The 23,753-nt window shown below is 38.7% G+C and carries 17 protein-coding genes, 3 tRNA genes and 3 pseudogenes; 6 read left to right on the forward strand and 17 right to left on the reverse strand.

From position 1 onward, the window contains the following. Window positions 1-483 precede the first annotated feature (483 nt). The 5 genes from H5084_RS00750 to murB form a co-directional block, all read right to left on the reverse strand. A tRNA-Gly gene (locus tag H5084_RS00750) sits at window positions 484-558 on the reverse strand. A 90-nt stretch (window positions 559-648) separates the two neighbouring features. Next, window positions 649-732, reverse strand: a tRNA-Tyr gene (locus H5084_RS00755). A gap of 10 nt (window positions 733-742) precedes the next feature. After that, window positions 743-818 (reverse strand) — tRNA-Thr (locus H5084_RS00760). A gap of 117 nt (window positions 819-935) precedes the next feature. Further along, a complete protein-coding gene (gene birA / locus H5084_RS00765; RefSeq protein ID WP_182689234.1) occupies window positions 936-1,907 on the reverse strand; it encodes a bifunctional biotin--[acetyl-CoA-carboxylase] ligase/biotin operon repressor BirA in 972 nt (323 codons plus the stop codon). Then, the gene (gene murB, locus H5084_RS00770) at window positions 1,900-2,961 is read right to left on the reverse strand and encodes a UDP-N-acetylmuramate dehydrogenase (protein ID WP_182689235.1); all 1,062 of its coding nucleotides are present in this window, start codon (window positions 2,959-2,961) and stop codon (window positions 1,900-1,902) included. The genes birA and murB overlap by 8 nt, the downstream gene beginning before the upstream one ends. Window positions 2,962-3,080: 119 nt before the next feature. On the opposite strand from murB, the gene H5084_RS00775 reads away from it, so the two are divergent. Further along, the gene (locus H5084_RS00775; protein ID WP_182689236.1) at window positions 3,081-3,533 is read left to right on the forward strand and encodes a GNAT family N-acetyltransferase; all 453 of its coding nucleotides are present in this window, start codon (window positions 3,081-3,083) and stop codon (window positions 3,531-3,533) included. Here the strand turns inward: H5084_RS00775 and H5084_RS20005 are convergent. The 7 genes and pseudogenes from H5084_RS20005 to H5084_RS00805 all read right to left on the reverse strand — a co-directional run. Next, window positions 3,513-3,617, reverse strand: a pseudogene (locus H5084_RS20005) (peptide-methionine (R)-S-oxide reductase); the annotation flags it as partial. The gene H5084_RS00775 and the pseudogene H5084_RS20005 sit on opposite strands and share 21 nt — an antisense overlap. Before the next feature lie 200 nt (window positions 3,618-3,817). After that, window positions 3,818-4,168 carry an ethanolamine utilization protein EutQ gene (locus H5084_RS00785; protein ID WP_182689237.1) on the reverse strand — a complete coding sequence of 117 codons (351 nt, stop codon included), beginning with the start codon at window positions 4,166-4,168 and terminating at the stop codon, window positions 3,818-3,820. Continuing rightward, a complete protein-coding gene (locus tag H5084_RS00790; RefSeq protein ID WP_182689238.1) occupies window positions 4,165-5,481 on the reverse strand; it encodes an FAD-binding oxidoreductase in 1,317 nt (438 codons plus the stop codon). The genes H5084_RS00785 and H5084_RS00790 overlap by 4 nt, the downstream gene beginning before the upstream one ends. A gap of 10 nt (window positions 5,482-5,491) precedes the next feature. Next, window positions 5,492-6,754, reverse strand: a complete 1,263-nt coding sequence (locus H5084_RS00795; RefSeq protein ID WP_259396658.1) for an NAD(P)/FAD-dependent oxidoreductase — start codon at window positions 6,752-6,754, stop codon at window positions 5,492-5,494. Continuing rightward, a pseudogene (locus H5084_RS19595) lies at window positions 6,743-6,904 on the reverse strand (rubredoxin); the annotation flags it as partial. The pseudogene H5084_RS19595 and the gene H5084_RS00795, both read right to left, overlap by 12 nt. A 145-nt stretch (window positions 6,905-7,049) precedes the next feature. After that, window positions 7,050-8,486 (reverse strand): aldehyde dehydrogenase family protein, encoded by a 1,437-nt coding sequence (locus H5084_RS00800; protein WP_182689240.1) that lies wholly within the window; start codon window positions 8,484-8,486, stop codon window positions 7,050-7,052. Further along, window positions 8,486-9,676, reverse strand: coding sequence for an aromatic ring-hydroxylating dioxygenase subunit alpha (locus H5084_RS00805; RefSeq protein WP_182689241.1), 1,191 nt, complete (start codon window positions 9,674-9,676; stop codon window positions 8,486-8,488). Before H5084_RS00805 ends, H5084_RS00800 begins: the two co-directional genes overlap by 1 nt. Before the next feature lie 311 nt (window positions 9,677-9,987). Here H5084_RS00805 and H5084_RS00810 point away from each other — a divergent pair, with 311 nt between their 5' ends. Further along, complete coding sequence (locus H5084_RS00810) at window positions 9,988-11,703, forward strand: BCCT family transporter (RefSeq protein WP_182689242.1); 1,716 nt, start codon at window positions 9,988-9,990, stop codon at window positions 11,701-11,703. Between the two features lie 69 nt (window positions 11,704-11,772). On the opposite strand, the gene H5084_RS00815 is transcribed toward H5084_RS00810, so the two are convergent. Further along, the gene (locus H5084_RS00815; RefSeq protein WP_182689243.1) at window positions 11,773-12,699 is read right to left on the reverse strand and encodes a LysR substrate-binding domain-containing protein; all 927 of its coding nucleotides are present in this window, start codon (window positions 12,697-12,699) and stop codon (window positions 11,773-11,775) included. A gap of 583 nt (window positions 12,700-13,282) precedes the next feature. Beyond that, a pseudogene (gene msrB / locus H5084_RS00820) lies at window positions 13,283-13,717 on the reverse strand (peptide-methionine (R)-S-oxide reductase MsrB); the annotation flags it as partial. A 328-nt stretch (window positions 13,718-14,045) separates the two neighbouring features. Between msrB and leuA the strand changes: the two are divergent. Next, window positions 14,046-15,596, forward strand: coding sequence for a 2-isopropylmalate synthase (gene leuA, locus H5084_RS00825; RefSeq protein ID WP_028868924.1), 1,551 nt, complete (start codon window positions 14,046-14,048; stop codon window positions 15,594-15,596). A gap of 71 nt (window positions 15,597-15,667) precedes the next feature. Continuing rightward, window positions 15,668-16,297, forward strand: coding sequence for an MBL fold metallo-hydrolase (locus H5084_RS00830; protein WP_028868925.1), 630 nt, complete (start codon window positions 15,668-15,670; stop codon window positions 16,295-16,297). Between the two features lie 80 nt (window positions 16,298-16,377). On the opposite strand, the gene H5084_RS00835 is transcribed toward H5084_RS00830, so the two are convergent. Continuing rightward, window positions 16,378-17,586, reverse strand: a complete 1,209-nt coding sequence (locus H5084_RS00835) for a DUF945 family protein (protein ID WP_182689245.1) — start codon at window positions 17,584-17,586, stop codon at window positions 16,378-16,380. Window positions 17,587-17,893: 307 nt separating this feature from the next. Here H5084_RS00835 and cobO point away from each other — a divergent pair, with 307 nt between their 5' ends. Next, a complete protein-coding gene (cobO, locus tag H5084_RS00840; protein ID WP_037071722.1) occupies window positions 17,894-18,502 on the forward strand; it encodes a cob(I)yrinic acid a,c-diamide adenosyltransferase in 609 nt (202 codons plus the stop codon). Between the two features lie 147 nt (window positions 18,503-18,649). On the opposite strand, the gene prlC is transcribed toward cobO, so the two are convergent. Continuing rightward, window positions 18,650-20,701 (reverse strand): oligopeptidase A, encoded by a 2,052-nt coding sequence (gene prlC, locus H5084_RS00845; protein WP_051369146.1) that lies wholly within the window; start codon window positions 20,699-20,701, stop codon window positions 18,650-18,652. A 205-nt stretch (window positions 20,702-20,906) separates the two neighbouring features. On the opposite strand from prlC, the gene H5084_RS00850 reads away from it, so the two are divergent. Further along, window positions 20,907-22,895, forward strand: coding sequence for an ATP-binding protein (locus H5084_RS00850; protein ID WP_182689246.1), 1,989 nt, complete (start codon window positions 20,907-20,909; stop codon window positions 22,893-22,895). A gap of 95 nt (window positions 22,896-22,990) precedes the next feature. Here the strand turns inward: H5084_RS00850 and yihA are convergent, their stop codons facing one another. Then, window positions 22,991-23,701 (reverse strand): ribosome biogenesis GTP-binding protein YihA/YsxC, encoded by a 711-nt coding sequence (gene yihA / locus H5084_RS00855; protein WP_182689300.1) that lies wholly within the window; start codon window positions 23,699-23,701, stop codon window positions 22,991-22,993. Window positions 23,702-23,753: the final 52 nt, after the last annotated feature.

A 23,753-nucleotide genomic window follows, 5' to 3' on the forward strand; every position in this document is an offset into this window, starting at 1 on the left:
ATAACCCTCAATCTAAATTTTGGACACCACTCACCCTATCCCATTCGACAAAGGAACGATCGCGGAAAAGACGATAATGTATCGCTTGCATTAAATGGCGCCCAGGTCGAAATAAGTTATTAATCACAGCAGAGTAGCTTGCCAATTTACCTGTCAAAATTTTCAACGGTATGACTCCCTGCCCTTTTAATAATCGCTAAAGAGATAAGGTAGTTATTAAATGACAATACCCAAATAGTTACGCAGGTGGAGTTAAGTGTTGTACAAATGTAGTATTAATATTTAGAAACTGAGCTTGCTGAACTTTAAGAGCTTCAAAGTAAAAAGTAAAATCAGAGGAATAGAAACGAGAAATGTATTACTATCGGCACCATTTAAAAATAGACTTTGGCACCAAATGGCCACCGAATATTTTTAAGAAAGCAGAAACAAAAAAACCAAGCACAAGTGCTTGGTTTTAAAGTTGCTTTCTATAAAGAAAGTTGGAGCGGGCAGCGGGAATCGAACCCGCATTATCAGCTTGGAAGGCTGGAGTAATAGCCATTATACGATGCCCGCAAACTGCATCTAGTAGCAAAAGCTACCAAGCAAAAAACAATGCTGTGCATTGTTATTTACTGACTCACTGTGACAAGTGAGATAAAAATATGGTGGAGGGAGGTGGATTCGAACCACCGAAGCTTTCGCGACAGATTTACAATCTGTTCCCTTTGGCCACTCGGGAACCCCTCCAGTACTTAGATGGTGCCGACTACCGGAGTCGAACTGGTGACCTACTGATTACAAGTCAGTTGCTCTACCTACTGAGCTAAGTCGGCGCTGTCTAAGTGCCGCGAATATTAAAGAACTTGAGCACACCTTGCAAGTGTTTCTTAGTAAAAAATTGGAGTTTTTTGATTGTTTGCTTAAAAACAAATCAATTTTTCACATTTAGCCTAATTATTCGCCAAACGTAACGAAATTTCTCCACCAATATACGCTTTCACTTGTTCATCTATTTCCAATAACAGGGCACCTTGATCATTAATACCTCTGCAAATGCCTTTTTGCACCTTATCAGCCACCAGTAAATTCACCTGTTGATTAATAAAGCAGTCCAATTCAAACCAACGCGCTAAAAATGGAGCCAGTCCTGTTTCTTCATAGGCATCCAATAGCGTATGCAATTCTTTAATCAATAGCCCTGATAGTTTATTACGATCAACAGGTTGTGTACTGATGCTATTTAAATCAATCCAAGGCTGATCAATCAATTTACCTTGTGCTGCTGGCATTCTCACATTAATACCAATACCAATCACGGTATGGCAAACATCTGAGGCCTGTGCATTGAGTTCGATTAAGATACCCGCAAGCTTTTTACCTTGATAATAAAGATCATTAGGCCACTTTAACCCTACGCCTTGAATTCCTAGCTTTTCCAATGCATTAACGGTGGCGATGCCAACCAGTAAACTTAAACCGGAGGCTTTTTCTATACCTGCATCTAATCGCCAATACATTGAGAAGTAGAGGTGCGAAGCAAATGGAGAGATCCACTCTCGTCCTCGTCGCCCACGTCCAGCGGTTTGATATTCTGCGATACAGGTTTGGCCGTTATCAAGCGAGGGAATTTTATCTAATAGGTATTGATTGGTTGATTCCAGAATTTGTTCTACATGTACATGTTCTGCACCACTCACAAGCTTAATCGCTTGTTGGTCCAATAATGCTAAGGGTGTGGCACTGCAATAACCTTTTCCAGTGATTTTATAAATATCTAAGCCAATCTCTTGCAAGGCTTTGATATAGTTATTAACCGAGGTTCTTGATACTCCTAATAACTCACCAATTTTTTCACCAGAATGAAACTCACCGTCGGCTAATAGCGTTAATAACTTGTTACCTTGCTCGTTTAATTCAGACATTTTGGATCACCTGTTGTAGCGATGTTTCACCAACAGCGTCAATGAAGCGCACCTCATGCTCTAATAGCACAGCAAATTTTTGTAATACTTGCTCTCTAACAAACCATGCTAATTCAATCACATCCTCTGCCGTTGCTTTTCCATTATCATTGATAAGCACTAAGGCCTGCTGTAGATGCACTGCAGCGCCACCTACTTTTTTACCTTTTAAACCACATTGGTCTATTAACCAACCTGCTGCTAATTTAACATTACCATCGGGCTGTGGGTAATGTGGCATATCCGAATGATGGGATAAAAGCTGTTGGCTTAAGTGTTCGCTGACAATAGGGTTTTTAAAGAAGCTACCGGCATTGCCTAATATTTTAGGATCAGGTAATTTTTCGCTGCGAATACGACAGACACTATCAAATATTTGCTTTGCACTCACCGACTCTTCAGTCTCATTGAGCCCTTGCAACAGACCATAACGACAATGTGCTTGCCATTGCTTAGGTAATTTTAAAGACACTGATGTAATTAAAGCGCGATCTTTTAAAGACCCCTTGAAAATACTATCGCGATAGGTGAATAAACATTGTTCATTGGAAAGTGTATTGAGACTGCCGTCGATAAGGTCAATATAATCAACACTGACACAGAAATCTTTAAGCTCGACACCGTAGGCGCCAATATTTTGTACTGGCGCTGCGCCTACGACTCCCGGTATTAATGCTAGGTTTTCTAAGCCATAAATACCTTGTTCGATGGTGCTTTCAACCAGTTGATGCCAATCTTCACCTGCACTCACGGTGAGCAAATGATGAGTTTGATCTGCACTATGAGCCACGCCCATTAATTCAACTTTAATCACTAAACCGCTGAAATCGTCACAGAATAAAGTATTACTCCCCCCACCTAATACTAAAATAGGCTTATCATTAGCGCGCATCTCTTTGATCAATGCTAATAATTCAGGTAATTGCGAAAGCTGTCGAAAATGAAAAAGAAGATGCGCATGAGCATCAATTGAAAAGCTGTTAAAAGCCTTGAGTGAGCTGTTTTTTTCAATCATGATAATCCCTTATGGCATTAATATAGTCGCCCCTACTTATCACTGATAAAAAATTCAAGTAGGCCACGGTTAGATAGTTTACCTTATCAACCACTTGAAACAAGTCACTCGGGATTTAGATGGATCTTAGCTCACTTCAATTCAGCCAATTACAAAAACATCACATTCCTTTAGTGAATCAATTTTATAAGCAGGTGTATAAAAAAGGACTCGCGAATAAAAGTGAACAAGTGTTTGTATTAAAAAACCAAGAGATACTATGTGCGGCGCGTTTAAAAGAGGTACAAGGTGCATTACTTTTAACCGGTGTCGCTTGTAATGAAGCAGCACGGGGGCAAGGTTTAGCGAGCACTTTAATATCCCAATTACTGCTTTCTCAAGTGCAAACTATTTATTGTTTTCCTTACCCTCATTTACAAACATTTTATCAACGATTAGGGTTTACACTTTTTTCTGCGGACGAATTACCCGAGAAACTCAGTATCCAATATCAGCGCTATAATAGTCGCAAACCCTTACTATGTATGAGTAGAGCACTTCCTAATGAGAATTTACGCTTCAAACAACCTTAATAAATCTGCATAACCTTGTTCTGCCATTTTTTCTTTTTCAATAAAACGTAATACAGCGGAATTAATACAGTAACGCAAACCGTTGACCTTAACTTAAATGACAAAGCTTGACGACTATTTACAGTACATTTTACTTATCAAGAAAAAATAACCACTCTATATAAGTTCCGCCAGCATACAAAACCAGAAATTGTTGCAAAAATATACTTGGAAGGTCAGCAGTCTCTAGCAACTATATAGTAGTCATATAAATCAATTAGCGACTTATCTAGCAAGTATTTTAATTATTTAATCCCGTGTATTTCTTTCCAATTACCGGGATGAACAACATAGCCGAACAAAGCATGGCCTCTATAAATTAACTCAGTCCCTTCGGGTATCCATAACATTTGACCTGGGTAGATAAAATGAACTTTATCATTCGCAGTGACTTCAAGGCACCCTTCAATAATAAAAATAACTTCATCATATAGTACTGTCCAAACAACCTCCGCTCCCTCCCACCTTGCAAACCCGACTCCAATGTTCGGTGACACTTCAGGGCTGAGTGCACGAGCGACATAAGCCATTCCAGGCATATCTCCTCTGATATTAAAATCTAGTTCCTTACTATCAACAAGCTTTACTTCTTTCATCGTTCACTCCTACTTTGCCATTTTGCCATCTGAATGCGAGCTTTTACTCCCAGACCTAAGAATGGTTCTGGCGGATTTAAACTAGGCATGCCAGTCACTTTTTGAATATCATTCAGCGCCGAAGTTGAAGCACCAACGACATAATCTGCAAGTAGAGTACCTGAGATAGTCCCCCACGCGACACCGACTCCATTATCACAGGCACTTGCATAGACGCCATCTTCTAGTTGACCAAAAAAATTAGTGAAATTTCTAGAAATAGCATAAACACCGCCCCAAGTATGAGTAAGAGGGACATGACATAACTCAGGATAACGAGCAATAAATGCCTGATAATGCTCAGCGTTAATTTGTTTTTTGGCGCTTTCATTTATGCTAGAACCATATTTAGGAACATGCTTGTAAGTATTACGGATCATGATTCGTCTATCTTTAGTCATTCTTAAAGTCGTTCCTGCATGATCCGCCGGCGTTAACCCCCAGTTTATTTTGCCGCTATAAATACTCATTTCATGATCGGTTAAAGGCCTAGTCCAGCTAGCAAAAGTCATAACAGGTAACAGTCTATTTTTTAAATACCCAAATTCTCGAGTGAAAATGCTGGTACCAAGCAGTAACTGTGGTGTTTTTATAACCCCATGCTCAGCTTGTAGTGACCAATTGCCATTTTCTTTGCTAAGTGAGCGAATAGGTGAATTTTCAAAAACCTCTACATTGTCAGGAAGATTATCCCCTAAGCCCCTTACTAGCGCGGCGGGATGCATTAAGAAACCACCAGGCGTATAAATAGCACGGTTGTAATAATTTGTTCCCAATACTTTAGATAACTCAGAACCATTAACATGCTGGTAAGGCTCTCCTAAATCCTTCATTAAGTATTCAAAGTGATCAAGATAAGCTTCACCTCGCTCACCTACAGCACCTTGATATTTACCCGTAGCTGACCACTGACAATCGATATTATATTTACCGACTAAACCATCTAACTGGTTAATTGCAGAGCGATTTAATGACAATAATTTTTGTTTATGCTCAGGATCCGGATGCTCTAATGCAAATTTATGAGGTAAATCAATCACAAACCCTGAATTTCTACCAGATGCTCCCTGTCCGATTTTTTGTGCATCAACGAGAATAATACGAGCATTCGGCTTATGCTCAGCGAGACGCCTAGCCATTGCTAGACCTGCAAAACCTGCACCTAATACAACATAATCAGCCGCTTGATCTCCTTTTAAATAAGGTTTACATTTTGCTTGTGGTAATGAGTGGTACCAGCCGCATGTTGAGTCATCATTTGGTAGGTTAATCATAATTTATTCCTTATAGCACTGTAGATTTATTAAGTGATAACTGCTCTAACCAATTTTGTCTTTGTAACTGAACTTGCTTACCAAGCAACACAAAACCAAGGAGTTGACCATTCGGTGAATAAAATGCAGCTTTATACTCATCGCCTTCTAGCTCTATATGCCAGCTTCCTTCCTGCGCGGGATGAACAGGAAACATAGATAAAGGGATGACAGGTGTTTTCACTAATATAGGGGCAGGTTTTAAAGCTATTTTAGTGAGTTGCCCTAATAAACTTTCGGCAAGTGCAGGTATCATCTGATTAATAGGTGAAATATAAGGTAACCATCCACTTTCTGTTTCGCAGCAGTCCCCCAAAGAAAAAATAAATTGATCACTAGTTTGACCATAATGATTCACTTTAATCCCACGACCGATATCAAGCCCAGCCTGACGAGCTAAGTTAACATTAGGTATTAAACCAACGGCGCTCAGCACAATGTCAGCTTCAATAATTTTGCCACTTTCTAAGTACAATGATGAAGCAGATGTAGCATTATGCTCAATTTTCGAAATGCTATCCTGCAGGCACCATGAAACACCGAGAGAAGCAAGTGCAGCTTGCAGTGACAAGCCTAGTTGCTGAGGAAGCAATCGTTCCATAGGCCATTTCCCAAGGCCAATAACCGTTACTTCGTAACCATTTTCAATAAGATCGTTTGCAAATTCACAACCAATTAAACCATCTCCTAAAATGGCAACTCGTTTTTTACCAACTAATTGAGAACGAAAGGCTCGGTAATCTTCTAAATTATTGACACTGAATAGATTTGAACAACTCCCTTTGATAGAGAGATCAATCGCAGATGCACCAGTAGCCATCACTAATCGGCTATATTTACAATCGCCGATATTGGTGTTGACTGTCATATTTTCACGATCAATATGGTTAACCTTTGTATTGGGGTAAACTCGAATATTTAATCTTTTCTCCCAAGCCAGTGCACTTTCATTTTTTAGCATCTCACTATCTTTACCCATAGAAAATGCATTCGACAATGCAGGCTTGCTATAAAGGGCACCATCACCTGCCGTAAAAACAATAATAGATATTGCTGAGGACTTCGCTCTAAGTGCAGCAGCAAGTTGGTATCCGCTATGACCACTACCGATAATAATAATTGGAGCATCAAAATAAGAGGCTTTAGTCACTTCAACGTCTTTTTGCTGAAGTGGTACTTCTGCAGAGACTTGCAATGAAATAGCCGTTATTTCTTCATCCGTAACTTCTATCATTTCAAAATCAGCTTTACCTACTAAACAATCCGGACAAACCCAATCTTCAGGCACATTTTCCCAAGTTGTCCCAGGAGCAATACCATCAGAAGGCCACCCCTTTGCTTCGTCATAAATTAAACCGCAAATTATACAGAGCCACTTTTTCATGAGTTTTCTCCCTTATTGACTCCAACACCTCACAATAACGAAGGTGTCAGAGCGCTTAAATACTTTATGATGATGGTTTCCCTCATCATATTATTAAGAGTTTCATTGCTTATTTAGTAGTAAAAAGAAGCAATACCCCGAAGTTCTACTGACTGCTATCCATTTCTAATCGGATAGCAATATTACGAGTATGAACATAACTATAAATAGCCTCTTGTCCTTTCTCTCGCCCAAAACCAGAGAGCCCAACACCACCGAATGGGGTTTCAACACCACCAGCAAACCATTCATTAATGAATACTTGCCCTCCCCTAAGCTGCTGTGCAATACGAAGTGTTTGATTTAAACTGCCACCAAAAACACCTGAGACTAGTCCAAAATCGGTGCCATTAGCGATAGAGATAGCTTCTTGCTCTGTTTCAAAAGGCGTTATAACCAATACCGGACCAAAAATTTCTTGTTGAGAAATTTGCATACTCGGGGTTGCTTCAATAATGGTAGGTGCAACAAAATAACCAGGTAAGTCTGGGGCGCTACCTCCAGTAACAATCGTCGCCCCGTCTTTTCGTGCCTGTTCAATCATTGTTAACACTTGATTCTTTTGCTCGAGAGAAATTAATGGCGTTATATCTGCTTTATCTTCCCCCTTACCGATCGTTAAACTTTCAGCCATATTCACTAGCGCCGCTTTGATTTCTTCATATCGTTCCGTATGGATTAGCAAACGAGACATCGCAGAGCAGACCTGTCCAGCATTAAAAAATATCCCAACCTTTACGCTGTTAAGCAATACATCAAGGTTTGCATCTTGCAGTGCTATAGCAGCTGATTTCCCCCCTAACTCCATGACCGATGGTGTAGCTCTTTTAGCTGTGTTTTTTAAGATCATCTGCCCTGTTGCGACAGAACCAGTAAAGACAATTTGATCCACCTCTTGGTGTCGAACCAAATGATCTCCAACCACTGAACCTTGACCGCAGAGCAAATTAATCGCTCCATTAGGAAACCCAGCTTTATCAATGGCTTCTATCAATAAAGTCATTGCTAAAGGAGAGACTTCCGGTGACTTAATAACCACTGAATTACCCGCTGCTAAAGCAGGTGCTAAAGAGCGTGCACAAATTGAGACGGGAAAATTCCAAGGAACGATTTGAACAGAAACACCAAAAGGTACGTATTGAGTAAAGTCTATATAATCTATTCCAAGTGGAATAGATTTTCCCTCTAGTTTATCTGCCATACCTGCGTAATATTCGAAATAGCGAGCAGCCTCTAGAAACTCATCTTTGGCATCAAGCAAAGTTTTACCATTTTCTAAACAGGAAATTAATGCGCCTTCATCAGCTATCTCACGGATCAACTCCGCAGCCTTAAGCATTAAAGTGGTTCTAAGTGCAGGCCGAACTGCAGTCAATACCCCTTCATCAACGCAACGTCGAGCTGCAGTCATTGCACGGTCAGCATCCTGGATGTTAGCTTCAGCGATAGTCGCGTATGCTTCTGCTGTGCCGGGGTTTATAACGACAAGCGAGTTAGGAGCATCACACCACTCCCCGTCAATATAATTAAGATAATGTTCCATTATTTTTGCTCCATCGCAATTTTCACTTCCTTTGCCACCCATGTTTGGAAGAAATGAGTTGGGACGTCCATTTCAGGTGAGAATACTCCCCCACCAAAACCAGGTGAATGACGGCCCAATTGCATTCCTTCAACCGCGCTAATATCTTCACCAAAGACCACACGCCATGATTCAACGGTTGCTGAACGGCAAGCGGCAAACTCATCTTTAACAGCATCATCGCCGACGTATAAAATGCGTAGGTGCTCTACACTTTTTTCTGCACTAATAGGCTCAATCATCATCGCAAACGCATGATCAGCTTGAATACCTAACAATACGTTTGGAAATAAAGCGATATACTCAGCGTGGCGTAACTTATCTTGTGGCCAGCTAGGAAATTTAGGAAGGTGTGTACCAGCAGTATCTGACAAGTTATATGCTAGGCTACCCTGACCTGCAAATCGCTCATCAAACATAATGTTATAATGATCTTCTAATCGCGAGTAGCTATTCAAACTTGGATGAACCCATGGTAGGTGGTAAGCTTCACAGTAATTTTCTACTGCTAATTTCCAGTTACAATTAACTTCAATTTCAAGATTCCCTCCCATATTGACACGACGCAAAAGGCTAAACCCATCATCACCAAGAAAAGATTTCCATCGTTGCTCCAACGGTGCGATATGTTCCTCAAAACTCTTCGCATCACCAGATAAATTAACAAAAACCATATCCATCCAAATAGCAGAGCGAAGAGGCTTTAATCCATGCTTTTCGCATTTGAAACGCTCATCTTTATGTTTACCTATGCCCCCAACATGCGGAGTCCCCTTAAGATTGCCATTAAGGTCATAAGTCCATGAATGATAAGGACAACGGATCATTCCCTGTACTTCCCCAGCCTCATGTACAAGTTTCATACCTCGATGGCTACATACATTGTGAAATACTTGAACTTCTCCCTGACGACTTTTCATCATTAGTAAAGGTAAATTCATAAAGTCAATTGGCTTTACAGAACCATTTTTCAATAAATCAGAAGCAAAACCAATACAGGCCCATGTATTACCGAATAAGCGGTCACGCTCAAAGGTAAAATAATCAGAGTTTGTGTAGGCATCATTTGGCATACCCGTCGCTTCTGTTATTGGATTAAAAACCTTTTCGATCATTTCAATAGGAATGATGGATTGATTAACATTGCTCATATTATTACCTCTACAGGAAAGTTAAATTACATTATTGACATGCTGCTTTTGCTTACATTCGAGCCAATTATTATTAACAATCCGATAACAAACAAACGACTTTTTTTAAGGGAACTCATGAGTTTTTATCATCACAAGATCTTAATGAAACATCAAAAGTGTGATGTAAAACAACAATTTAAAACTCATTAGTAAAACTCATGCATAGATGACAATTAATAGCTTGATACAAAACCACCTTATAATTAAGTTCACACTCCAGTAACAATTAATTAACAAGCCGTGTATGGAACACATAATGAGGTATGTATATGAAAGCAACATATGGAATGCTAAAAGGCCTAAACCCAACAGTGACGATAGCGTCTAAAATCATCATTATTGGATTTGTACTTTTCTGCGCGATTCTGGCGAACCAAGCTGGTCAATATTTTGAAACTATTTCAGGGGTATTGTTAAATAACATGAAATGGTTTTATATTGGGCTAGTATCATTGGTTGTTGGGTTTCTTATTTATTTAATGGTTAGCCGTTATGGGCACATTAGATTAGGAAAAGATGACGATAAACCTGAGTTTAGTTATCTTTCGTGGGTCTCAATGCTTTTTTCCGGCGGAATGGGAATTGGTCTTATTTTCTGGTCCGTAGCTGAACCCATGTGGCATTATTCTAGTAATCCATTTACAGAAGGGTTTACTAATGAATCGGCTGCTAAAGCAATGCAGTTGACCTTTTTTCACTGGGGGCTACACCCTTGGTCAGTTTTTATTATTGTTGCGCTAGCGCTTTCCTATTTTTCATATCGTAAAGGCCTCCCATTCACACTTCGCTCCATTTTATACCCGTTAATTGGAGACAAGATCTATGGCCCTATTGGCCATACTGTCGATATATTAACCGTCGCTGTCACTGCTTTTGGTATTTCGCAAACATTAGGTATGGGAGTCATCCAAATAAATACAGGATTAAACCTCACCTTTGGCATCGACATTAATCTCCCAACGCAATTTTTAATTATTGTCATACTTTGCACTCTCGCTGTGGCCTCAGTACTTTCTGGTGTGGGAAAAGGTATTCGTCGTCTGTCAGAATGGAATATGCTGCTCTCTTTAATTCTTGTTCTTATCGTCCTTTATGCAGGCCCTACTCGATATATATTAAATACGCTGCTAGAAACGACCGGATCCTATGCTCAGAATATTGTTGGCATGAGTTTCTGGAGTGATACACAAAATGACTCGGGATGGCAAAACTGGTGGACGGCTTATTATTGGCCATGGTGGATGACTTGGGCGCCGTTTGTTGGCATGTTTATAGCAAGAATATCCAAAGGACGAACTATTCGAGAGTTAATTGGAGGCGCGCTAATTGTGCCAACACTTATCACCTTTATATGGATGTCTGTCTTTGGAGGTTCAGCACTTAAGGTTGAAAAGGATGCTCGAATTTTGTATCAAGAGCAAGTCATTAAGGCTAAAGAAAATAACCAAGAAGCCCCACCAGCATTCACAGGAGGAGTCATATTAGAAGCCAGTAAAGCGGATACCACAAAGGCTTTGTTTACGCTGTTTGACAATATTGGCAGTGATATTTTTGGGAAAGTCCTCAGTGTATTAGCATGTTTACTTTTAGCGACCTATTTCATTACCTCAGCAGATTCAGGCACCCTTGTATTATCAACTTTAGATGCGGAAGGTGATCCTGAACCCCCTAGGTCAATACGTATTCTTTGGGGATTTATTATTGCAATAATAGCAGCAGTTCTTTTATACGCAGGAGGCTTAAAAGCGATGCAAACTGCTTCTATCATTGCAGGGTTTCCAATTGCTATTTTCATAGCGGTGATGAGTTTGACTTTATTTCATAGCTTGCGAAGAGAACCAAAGCCTTGGGCAATGCTGCCACAACATGTCCATCCTGAATCGGATAAGCTTGATGGACCGGTAATGCCACAGTCAGTGAATCCTGAATCAGATCAACTTGATGAGTCAGTGAAACCTTCATTCACTACCGAAGTCACTAGTTAATCTCAATATTCAAGCCTTAGCGCTTAATCAATATGCTGTTACTTAGCTTAAAGTAGCAGCATTCAATAATTATAATAATCCCTTCTCTCCGACTTCTTCAGGTAACTCTTTAAGTAACCAAGCTTTGAATGCCTTAACACTATTAGGTATGAATCCTCTATTTTTAGGCTCTAACAGACAAAAACTCGATGACGTTGATAAAACATGCTCAACAGGCCTAACTAGAGCACCCGATTGTAAATAGTCATCAACCAAAGATCCCCAAGCAAGCGCAATACCCTGTCCATTAATGGCAGCTTGCAACAACAATGAGTAGTTATTAATGTTCATTGTATTTCTCGGGATTATATTGGGTAAATCCACACCACTAAACCATTCATCCCAACTAAGCCAGTCTTTTTGGCCATCATCCAAATAAAGAAGAGTTCTATTCAAAATTTCTTCCGGTTTTGTTGGATACCCAATCTTACTCAAGTAACTAGGACTACAAACGGGGAATACCTCTTCAGGAAAAAGAGTCGACACCTCCATATTTGATGGTGGATTTTTACAATAAAATAATGCGATATCACAATCTAAACGCTTTAAATCAATAACATTATCAAAGGTTAAAATTCGTAGATCTATATTTTCATATTCATTTTGAAATTCAGCGACTTTTGGCAGCAACCATAATGATGCCATCGTATTAGTCGTTGCAACTGTGATTTTCTGCTCTCCCTGCCATTTTTTAACTTTTCCAGTGACTAAAGCAATATCAAGAAGTGATTGATTAATAGATTGATAATACTCAAGCCCTGTGGGTGTTAAGACTATCTTTCTACTAGAGCGCAAGAACATATCCTTACCTAAATACTCTTCAAGATGCTTAACCTGTCGACTTATTGCCCCCTGTGTGACATTCAGTTCTTCAGCGGCAAGGGTAAAACTTAGATTTCGAGCTGCAGATTCAAATGCAATTAAGCTATTTAGTGGCGGTAGTGGCTTTATTCTCATGCTTTTTCCTTAGGGGGGAGGAATTATAATTATTTTTATTGGATATTTTTCATGACTTGAGTTGGCCTCCATTGTGATTAAAATAAAAAAAACAACAAATCATGAATAGTAGAAAGTTGATCTACACCAACAATATGAGGCATTTCATCAGAGGTTAAAAAAATTGAATGGAATGAAATATTTTTTGATTGATTAATAATAAAAAGTAGTTTTTTATTATTTTAAATTAAAATAATGAGTTGCTGGCATTAATACATATTCACTGCCCTTAAGCTTAGAAAGTAATTGAGAAGGTTGGAACAACTAGTCATAAATGATCGTTAATGAAGGGAGCAATCTGATGCCATTTTTTGAACTTTAGATGTATCATGCGCACACCACGATTTAAATATCAGTAAAAACTAAGGCTTTAATCCATTACTTAAATATTCCAATCTTTTATAAAAGGGCGTCTATTAACTTACTTTTTATGATTTAATTAAAAAGATCACCCCACTTTCAGCTTTAAATCATTAACTTACAAAACTCATGTCCATAGGTAAATCAGCACCAAACTTCATATCCATTCTGTTTATTTCTTCGATTATGTAAACAACCTTAATAAATCTGCATAACCTTGTTCTGCCATTTTTTCTTTTTCAATAAAACGTAATGCAGCGGAATTAATACAGTAACGCAAACCGGTTGGTGCTGGGCCGTCATCAAAAACATGACCTAAATGCGAATCGGCTTCGACACTTCTTATTTCTGTACGTTGTGAAAATAGCTTATTGTCTACTTTCTCCGTTAGCTCTATTTCAGCGATAGGTTGTGTAAAACTCGGCCACCCACAATGCGCATCGAATTTATCTAATGAACTAAACAAGGGTTCGCCAGATACGATATCAACATAAATACCTTCCGCCGTATTATCCCAATATAAGTTATTAAAAGGTGGCTCCGTGCCTTCCTGCTGTGTCACCTGATATTGCAAGTCATTTAGTTGTTGCTTTAACTCATCTTGAGATGGTTTTTTAAATTCGCTCATTATCTTTCCTCTCTATTCAATATATTCGATAATACGACTTTATTAACGAGAATAAAACGTTACAAACACTGCGGTCATTATCTCGGTTATGGTAATAAGCGCTTGACGCACAATTTAAAAACCGTAATTATTCATATAACTATCATATATCGAGTAAATTGATGACCTTTCTTTCTGCACTCCTGCCAAATTTACTGCTGACGCTTAATGCGTACGGGGTATGAGTGTCTGAATCAATATCAGTTAAACTCTAAAAACCCGTGCACTGCGCGGGTTTTTTTATAGCCACGATAAACCACTATCTATAAGAGGGATTTCTATGTCTGAGCAAGTAATTATTTTCGATACCACTTTACGCGATGGTGAACAGGCGCTAAGTGCAAGCCTTACAGTAAAAGAAAAACTTCAGATTGCCTTTGCGCTTGAGCGTTTAGGGGTGGATATCATGGAGGTAGGTTTTCCTATTTCATCACCGGGTGATTTTGAATCTGTTCAAACCATCGCTAAAGAGATTAAAAATAGTCGCGTCTGTGCCCTTTCTCGTGCACTGCCTAAAGATATTGATGCCGCAGCACAGGCATTAAAAGTTGCTGATGCTTTCCGTATTCACACCTTTATCTCAACCTCTACTATCCATGTAGAAAGTAAATTAAAGCGTTCATTTGATGATGTATTAGAGATGGCCGTGAAAGCCGTTAAGTATGCACGTAACTTTACCGATGACGTTGAGTTCTCCTGTGAAGATGCAGGCCGTACACCAATTGATAACTTATGCCGTATGGTTGAAGAGGCGATTAAAGCAGGTGCAAGCACCATTAATATTCCAGATACCGTCGGTTACACTTACCCAAGTGAGTTTGGTGGTATTATTAAAACATTATTCGACCGCGTGCCTAACATTGATCAAGCGGTTATTTCTGTACATTGTCACGATGACTTAGGTATGTCGGTTGCTAACTCAATCACTGCTGTCGAAAATGGCGCGCGCCAAATTGAGTGTACAATGAATGGTATCGGTGAGCGTGCTGGTAACTGTTCATTGGAAGAAGTGGCGATGATTTTACATACACGTAAAGCTAAAATGGGCTACTCAACCAATATCAACCCGGTAGAAATTGCACGCACTAGCCAATTAGTTAGCCAAATTTGTAATATGCCGATTCAATCTAATAAAGCAATTGTAGGGGCCAATGCCTTTTCTCATTCTTCTGGTATCCACCAAGATGGCGTGTTAAAAGCACAGAATACTTATGAAATTATTACTCCTGAAAGCGTGGGCATTTTAACTAATAAATTAAACTTAACCTCTCGCTCTGGCCGCCACGTTATTCAACACCGCATGCAAGAGTTAGGTTACCGCGATACAGATTATGATTTAGAAGAGTTATACACTAGCTTTTTAGCGTTAGCCGATAAAAAAGGACAAGTGTTTGACTACGATTTAGAAGCGTTAATGTTCTTTAACCAAATCGATAATGAGCCAGAGTATTACAAACTATCTAGTATCAACGTACAATCTGGCTCTGGTTTGGTAGCAACGGCCACTGTTGTGATGCAAATCGGTGACGATAAGCGTGTGGTCGAAGCGGCAACAGGTAATGGCCCTATTGATGCAACTTATCAATGTTTAATGCGTATGTCTGGATTAGACATTAATATGGACTCTTACAAAATAAGCAGTAAAGGTAAGGGTAAAGATGCATTAGGGCAAGTGGATATTGTTGCTTCTTATAAAGAGCAAAAGTTCCATGGTATTGGTTTATCAACAGATATTATCGAATCTTCTGCAAAAGCATTAGTGCATGTGATGAACCATATCCATCTTGCTAAAGCTGTTGAAGTGAAGAAACAGCATTTAGCACAAGTTTAAAATAAACTCCGTTAATGAGTTTGATAAAAAGGCAACCGAGTGTTGCCTTTTGCATTATTAAGGATTAGAAAATGAAAATAGTTGTTATTCCCGTTACACCTTACCAACAGAATTGTAGTTTGGTGATTTGTGAAACAACAAAAAAAGCAGCCATCGTCGATCCCGGTGGTGAAGTGGAGCGTATTCTTGCTGCGGTTAAGAATAATAATGTCACCGTTGATAAAATCATTTTAACCCATGGTCACTTAGATCACGTGGGCGGTACCGAGCCATTAATGCAGCGTTTGAATGTACCTGTTATCGGCCCAGAAAAAGAAGATACTTTCTGGTTAGAGACGCTTGAAGAACAAAGTAAGATGTTCTCTTTCCCTAACACCAGCAGTTTTTTACCAACACAGTGGTTAGAAGAAGGTGATGTGATTGAAGTCGGTAATATCAAGCTCGACGTTTTGCATGTCCCTGGACATACACCTGGCCATGTTGCTTTATTTGATGCGCAGAGCAAACAAATTATTGTCGGCGATATTTTATTTAATGGCTCGATTGGCCGTACTGATTTTCCGCGTGGCAACCATGGACAATTGATCACTGGCATTAAACAAAAGTTACTAACGTTACCTGAAGAAACAGTAGTATTTCCTGGTCATGGTCCAACCACAACCATTGGCAGAGAAAAAGTCAGTAATCCTTATTTGCGTTAGTTTTTACTCAAAGCGTGAATAAATAAAAAGCGAGTGACATGCCACTCGCTTTGTAAACTTTAGTTGAGTACCATTAATTTTTACATTGGCACAACTTGCCCATTTACCTTCAGCTCACCTCTATCTAAACTCGATGTTAACGTTAACTGCTGATCCTGTTGTTTTAAGATACCACTAGCCATTCCCATTTGTATAAATCCGCCAACATTGGGTTGTTCGGCTAGCTTTTCCGGTAAACTCACATTTAATTCACCGTTGCTGTAATCGATTAAAGCCCATGGGTTATCCATTACTTCGGCGAGGCCTTTACCACGCTGAATATTAAGGTCAAGGTCAGCATTTAGCTCACCCCAAGGCGTATTTGAACGTAGTGTCTGTAAAGTAACTTGACCTCCTAAGCTCAAAACATGTCCCAATTTCTGCTTAATTAGGTGCGGTCTTTCTAAGCTCGATTTTAAGTCTTGTAGCGCTGCCACATTAAGCCCTGATAACAATAGTTTAATATGATTATCAGTAAAGACTTCCGTACCGTTTTTAAGCTCCTTTATCCGCCAGTCACTTACTGTATTAACCGTTTGTTGCTGTTGACCTATTTCACTTTGCCCCTCTAAACGTACCGATTTAAGCTGTAACTGTTGCTCTTCTCGCTGGAAATGAAATTGGCCAAGGTGAGCCTGGTATTGGTAGTTAAATAAATCGCTGTTTTTTACTTGTGAAAAAGTCGCTGATACCGCGATATTATCCGTGGCAAACTTTTCATCATAAATAGCGCCGCTAAATCCAGCCCAATCAATATCGAAGGAACCAGAATCGTCTTTTAAATCATATTGATAGTTAAAGAATAACGGTGCGGTATTTAAACTTTCAAGTTGATTACTAAATGCCCCTGCAACTAATGTTACTTTTCCCGTGACATGGCCTAATAAGTTGAGCTCTTCAGTCGAGTATAACCACTGATCAGTTTTGAAGTATTGTGTTAATTTTTGAGCTTGGTGCGAATCTAATAACTTAATTTTACTATTTGCTATCGCTTTATACGGGTAATGACGAATATCAGAATCAATCACGATATATTGCACACCCTGCCCTTCAACTGGGATCCTGATTTCAATTTTCGCATGTGCTGTTAATAATGATTTTTCATAACTAATCAACTGCACTTGTGCTTGTTTGTTTTGTGACTGTATCACCTGCTTCTCAAATTCAGTTTGCACCATTTCACCAACAAAATAGGTACTAACTAATAAGATACAAAACAGTGCAAGTATTGAGATAAATAATTTTTTCATTATGCCCTTATTAAAAAAATGGCTTCTAGTGAGATTCGAAATCGACCTGCCTGAGGTGTGTATTTACTTCATTATTTATTGAAAACATTGTAGATTACAATAGTTGAATCAAGTTTTTAGTCGATTCGACCAAAATAAATTCAAATAATAACTACAACGGCGTTTTAGCCTTTATGCCTAGCACCGGTTCACCTCTCGTCTTGCTGATTTTTGCATATTGAATGATAACGGGTATATTAATCCATCCATAGACCTGAATCATTCAGGCCTATGTTCATCACCTATTTAGTAACAATAAGGAAAAAACATGGCTGCTGATAAAATTTCAGAAGAAAAGCATTTAAAAAAAATGAAAGCGGTAAAAGAAAAACAAGATCAAAAAATTGCAGCAGCACAGGAAGAGCGTGGTGTGAGTATCCTGTTAGCTGGTCCTGGTAAAGGTAAAAGTAGCTCTGCTTTTGGTATGTTAGCGCGTTCATTAGGCCATGGTCATAAAGTTGCGGTTGTACAATTTTTAAAAGGTGCAATGTCCACCGGTGAAGAGAAGTTTTTCAATAGCCATGACAATGTGGATTGGTTCACTATGGGTGACGGTTTCACGTGGGAAACTCAAAACAGACAAAAAGATATCGATAGTGCTAAAAAAGCCTGGGATAAAGCCGCTGAACTAATGGCTGATGAACAATATAATTTAGTTATATTAGATGAAATTACTTATATGTTTAAGTATGAATATCTTGAAATTCAACCAACTTTAGATGCACTAAAAAATCGTCCTAAAAATATGAACGTAGTATTAACAGGTCGTGGTCCAAAACAAGAATTAATAGATGCTGTTGATACTTATAGCCTGATTTTAGCTGAAAAGCATGCATTTAAAGATGGCGTAAAAGCACAAGCAGGGATTGAGTGGTAGTAGAGTTTAGGTAAACGAATTTACACACTAGTATTTACCATTTGTTAAAACAGTTCATGTGACACAATAAAAAGGCTTGAAGTATTCCACTTCAAGCCTTTTTTAATATTTAAATTAAGTAGCTTAAGCTATTTAATTTTAGTGCGTTTATTTAATGCCAGAGTGGCGTAATAATGCATCAATCGAAGGTTCTCGGCCCATAAAGGCTTTAAACAATGTCATTGGCGCTTCACTCCCTCCTTTTTCAAGGATATTAGTTAAAAACGAGCGTCCCGTTTCTGCATTGAAAATACCTGTTTCTTCAAAACGAGAAAAGGCATCTGCAGACAAGACTTCTGCCCATTTATAACTGTAATAGCCTGCGGCATAACCACCCGCAAAAATATGGCTAAAGCTATGTTGGAAACGATTAAATTCAGGCGTTTCTATCACAGCGACTTTAGCGCGTACCTCTGCTAATACTTTTTCAACTTGACCTTTTTGATCGACTTTATAATCATGATGCAAAATGAAATCAAACAATGAAAACTCAAGCTGGCGTACCATTTGTAGTGCACTGTTGTAATTTTTTGCTTCTAACATTTTTTTCAATAGATCAGCAGGTAATGTATCACCCGTATCAACATGGCCAGAAATTAATGCTAATGCTTCAGGTTCCCAACACCAGTTTTCCAAGAATTGACTTGGCAGCTCTACCGCATCCCACGGTACACCGCTGATACCTGAGACACCCGATGATTCAACTTTAGTTAGCATATGATGAAGACCATGGCCAAACTCATGGAATAAGGTCACAACTTCATTATGTGTAAACAAAGCTTCTTGATCGCCCACCGGTTTATTAAAGTTACACGTTAAATAAGCAACGGGTAATTGCAAACTACCATCCACTTTACGACGACGCCCACGGCAATCTTGCATCCAAGCACCGCCACGCTTGTGCGCACGCGCGTATAAATCTAAGTAGAAACTACCAATATGCTCTTTTTGACGATTAAATATTTTAAAGAAACGCGCATCTTTATGCCAAGTATCAACATCTTTAAACTCTTTGATATTTAAATCAAACAGGCGATGTACAACATCAAATAACCCAGACACGACTTTACTCTCAGGGAAGTAAGGACGTAATTGTTCATCGGATATGTTGTAGCGTTGTTGCTTTAATAATTCAGCATAATAACTTAAATCCCATGATGCTAAGTTATCTAAGCCATCTTTTTCTTTTGCGAAAGCAAGTACTTGATCACGTTCTTGTTTTGCTTGCAGTATCGACTTATCTGCTAACTCTGTTAAGAAGTTGATCACTTGTGTTGGTTTTTCAGCCATTTTTGTCGCTAAGCTGTATTCGCCAAAATCATTAAAATCTAACAATTGAGCCAGTTCATGGCGGAGCGCTAATATCTGTTCAATATTATCACTATTATCAAATTCATTGGCATTAGGCCCTTGGTCCGATGCGCGTGTAGCGAAAGCGGTATACACTTCTTTACGCAATTCACGATTTTCTGCGTATGACATCACCGCTAAATAGCTTGGGAAGTCGAGTGTAAATAAATACCCTTCTAACTCTTTTTCTTGTGCGGCTTGTTTTGCTGCTGCTATCGCCGTTTTAGGTAGGCCTGCTAATATCTCTTCATCAGTAACTAACTTGCTCCAGGCAATCGTTGCATCCATTACATTGTTACTAAAAGAAGATTGTAATTGTGATAGTTGTTGCTTAATTTCACCGTAACGTTGTTTTTTATCATCACTTAATGCAATACCTGCTAATTTGAAATCTCGCAGTTCATTTTCAATGACTTTTTTCTGTTCATCTTTTAATTCAGCAAACTCCGCACTTTCAGCTATGCTTAGGTACGCTTCGTACAAACCTTGGTGTTGACCCACAAAGGTACCGTACTCTGAAAATAGGCCGATACATGCATCATGTGCAGCACGTAATTCGTCATTACTAACCACTGCATTCATATGTGACACTGGTGACCATAGCTTACCAAGATGATCATCTGCTTCATCTAATACTGCTACAAAATTGTCCCAAGTATAAGTATCTAATTCTGCTAACTTTTGTTCGATTAATGCTTTATTATCTGCAATCGTTTGTTTGACAGTGGGTTCGATTTCATCAATCTTCAACTGACTGAAAAAAGGAAGGCCATCGGTTTTTGTTAAGCTCGAGTCTTTTGTTATAGTCATAGCATTCATCTTATCTGAGAAGGAACTGATAATATGCGGTTGCAAATGATAAAATTCAAGGTATTGAATTCAGACTCACTGATATTTTTTTACCCTCAACAGTAAATTGAACCACTCACAGTACGTAGACACTGCCAGATGGCGATAAAGATATAGCTAATATCGTCGATTTATCGACATACATTTAAGTAATGGATTGACATTAATGCCTCTAAATAAAATAACTTCTATCGCAGAGCAACCTCCTCTTAAAATAAAAAGCAGCTTATCGATACGTCTACTTTCTTATATTTTAATTTGTAGTAGCGCCTTAGCCATTATTATTACCTTGTTGCAATTATTATTAGACTATCAACAAGATAGAGAAAAAATAGAAGAGAGTATTGAACAGGTCAAATCAAGTTTTATTCAGCCGCTCGCGGTTAGCTTATGGAATTTTGATAAAGAACAAATAGATATTCAGAGTAAAGGCATTATGAACTTGCCTTATATACAATACATAAAAGTACAGGAAGTCGTTGGTAATACCGAAGTAGCGATTTCACATCAGGGCACTAGCCAAGAGCATTACGATATTAGTAAAAAGTTTGAGCTAATACATCAAGGACAACTCGTTGGAACCTTGTTTGTAGCTGCTTCTTTAGACCAAGTTTACGATAATTTAATCGAAAAATCGTTACTGATCCTAGTTGGGCAAACCATTAAAACCATGGTGGTATCCATTTGTATCTTAATGATTATCTATTACATGGTTATCCGCCATATTAATAAAATCGCTGTTTATACTCGTAACATTAAACTCAGCGCAAGTAATAGAGATTTAAGGTTAGATGGACGTGACCGTTATATGTCGTCAAAAAGTGATGAACTAGATGAACTTGTTTATTTACTTAATAAAATGAAAAAACGTATTGTGGCGGAACTCACTGACAAAGAAATAGCAATTAAAGAACTGCAGCAAGAACGAGACTTCTCTGCCACCATCATCAACTCATCGAGTACTATTATTTGTTGTCTAGATGCTAACTTTAAAATATCCACTATAAACCCTGCTGCTGTTATTCTGACGGGCTATTCACAGGAAGAATTAAATCAAAAGAATTGGTTAGATATTTTTGTATCAGAAAGCCGTAAACAAGAGTTACTAGACAAACTCGCAGAGAACGAACCGTTACAGGGCATTGAAATTGAGATGCACGATCAGATGGGAGAAGTTAATACACTGTTATGGACCTTTTCCGCTTTTTATGAAGGCATGGATATTAAATATTTGATTGGATTTGGCCACGATATCACCCCACAAAAACAAGTAGAGCAAGAGATGTTGTTACTTAATGACCAGCTTGAAGAAAAGGTCACTAAACGAACAGCGGCTTTAACCGCCAGTAATAGTCAAATGATCCAAACCGTTGAACAACTGAAACGAACTCGACAGACCTTAGTAGAATCTGAAAAAATGGCTTCTTTAGGTAGTTTGGTTGCCGGTGTCACCCATGAAATTAATACCCCAATTGGGGTTAGCGTCACCACAGCAACAGCGCTAAAGGAAGAGATTGCTGGTTTAAAAAACAAACTCGAAGATGGTCAACTTTCAGACCTTTATTTACACGGTTTGATCGAGCGTTTTTCAGAATCGGGTCGGTTATTACACAGTAATTTAAAGCGTGCTGCGGATTTGATTAATAGTTTTAAACAAGTTGCTGTGGATCAATCTTCAGAGGCTTGTTATACCTTTAAATTAAAAGAAAATATTGAGCAGGTCGTTACCTCGTTAAAGTATAAAATAAAACAAAGCCAAACCACCATCACCATCAACTGCCCTGAGAATCTTGCTATTTATAGTTTCCCCGGAAGCTTTGTGCAGATTTATTCCAATTTAATCATTAACTCTCTAATCCATGGGTTTCAGCAATGGGATGCAGAACGTCAGATTTTTATTGATATTGAATTGCAAGGAACAACGCTTGTAATCGATTATCGAGATACGGGTAGAGGCATTCCAGAAGACATGAGTGAACGTATTTTTGACCCTTTTGTAACCACTAAGAAAGGATCCGGAGGAAGTGGTTTAGGCACTCATATTGTTTATAATATTGTGACTCAATTGTTTAAAGGTGAGATTGAATACATACCCTCGTCGCCCGGCGCGCACTTTGTGATGAGAATACCTTATCGAGCATGTATGAATTCTTAGTCGTTTAGCGCTATATAAAAACGCCGATAAATAACATAAAAACTGCCGAAGTTAATCTTTCGGCAGTTTTCGGCTTTACTCGGCTATATCAAGTTTTACTCAGCTATAGTCATTGGCTGTTCTGCATCAAGCTCGGTATTTACTTCATTTTCTTCCGCTGCTGCCGTTAGTAAATCATGTTCACCATACCATTGCGCTATTTTACGCTCTAATACATCAACACCTAACCCTTTCAAAGATGAGAACAATTCAACCTGTACATCACCTTCAAAGTTTTCTGCTTCTTCACGCATTTTTAACAACGTGGTTTTACGCGCGCCCTGTTTTAATTTATCTGCTTTAGTGAGCAACGCTAACACCGGAATATTGGCATCAATAGCCCAAAATATTAACTGTTGATCTAAATCTTTGAAAGGGTGGCGGATATCCATCAATACCACTAATCCTTTTAGTGACTCTCTTTCTTGCAAGTACTCACCCAACGATTTTTGCCATTTTAGCTTCATTGCTAACGGTACTTTTGCAAAACCATAACCCGGTAAATCAATCAGTCTTTTGCCTTCTTCGATTTCAAATACGTTGATTAATTGCGTACGACCAGGTGTTTTACTTGTTCTTGCTAAACTTTTTTGACGAGTAAGGCGATTTAATGCACTAGATTTACCTGCATTAGAACGACCAGCAAACGCGACCTCGATACCACTTTCCACCGGTAAATGCTTATCTAAATGGCGAATATCAGGTGCACTAATTAAAAAATGTGCCTTTTGAAAATGTATTTTTGGAAATTCCACGATATGCCTCATATGTTTGTGTAGCAAAATTGTTACTTTACTGAAAACTTGTGTAAACTACACA

It is taken from the genome of Psychromonas sp. SR45-3, from assembly GCF_014163575.1.
Classification (GTDB): domain Bacteria; phylum Pseudomonadota; class Gammaproteobacteria; order Enterobacterales; family Psychromonadaceae; genus Psychromonas; species Psychromonas arctica.

Coding starts and splice junctions, on each gene's coding strand:
- birA (WP_182689234.1), bottom strand. CDS start 1,907: ATGTCTGAATTAAACGAGCAAGGTAACAAGTTATTAACGCTATTAGCC.
- murB (WP_182689235.1), bottom strand. CDS start 2,961: ATGATTGAAAAAAACAGCTCACTCAAGGCTTTTAACAGCTTTTCAATT.
- H5084_RS00775 (WP_182689236.1), top strand. CDS start 3,081: ATGGATCTTAGCTCACTTCAATTCAGCCAATTACAAAAACATCACATT.
- H5084_RS00785 (WP_182689237.1), bottom strand. CDS start 4,168: ATGAAAGAAGTAAAGCTTGTTGATAGTAAGGAACTAGATTTTAATATC.
- H5084_RS00790 (WP_182689238.1), bottom strand. CDS start 5,481: ATGATTAACCTACCAAATGATGACTCAACATGCGGCTGGTACCACTCA.
- H5084_RS00795 (WP_259396658.1), bottom strand. CDS start 6,754: ATGATAGAAGTTACGGATGAAGAAATAACGGCTATTTCATTGCAAGTC.
- H5084_RS00800 (WP_182689240.1), bottom strand. CDS start 8,486: ATGGAACATTATCTTAATTATATTGACGGGGAGTGGTGTGATGCTCCT.
- H5084_RS00805 (WP_182689241.1), bottom strand. CDS start 9,676: ATGAGCAATGTTAATCAATCCATCATTCCTATTGAAATGATCGAAAAG.
- H5084_RS00810 (WP_182689242.1), top strand. CDS start 9,988: ATGAAAGCAACATATGGAATGCTAAAAGGCCTAAACCCAACAGTGACG.
- H5084_RS00815 (WP_182689243.1), bottom strand. CDS start 12,699: ATGAGAATAAAGCCACTACCGCCACTAAATAGCTTAATTGCATTTGAA.
- leuA (WP_028868924.1), top strand. CDS start 14,046: ATGTCTGAGCAAGTAATTATTTTCGATACCACTTTACGCGATGGTGAA.
- H5084_RS00830 (WP_028868925.1), top strand. CDS start 15,668: ATGAAAATAGTTGTTATTCCCGTTACACCTTACCAACAGAATTGTAGT.
- H5084_RS00835 (WP_182689245.1), bottom strand. CDS start 17,586: ATGAAAAAATTATTTATCTCAATACTTGCACTGTTTTGTATCTTATTA.
- cobO (WP_037071722.1), top strand. CDS start 17,894: ATGGCTGCTGATAAAATTTCAGAAGAAAAGCATTTAAAAAAAATGAAA.
- prlC (WP_051369146.1), bottom strand. CDS start 20,701: ATGACTATAACAAAAGACTCGAGCTTAACAAAAACCGATGGCCTTCCT.
- H5084_RS00850 (WP_182689246.1), top strand. CDS start 20,907: ATGCCTCTAAATAAAATAACTTCTATCGCAGAGCAACCTCCTCTTAAA.
- yihA (WP_182689300.1), bottom strand. CDS start 23,701: ATGAGGCATATCGTGGAATTTCCAAAAATACATTTTCAAAAGGCACAT.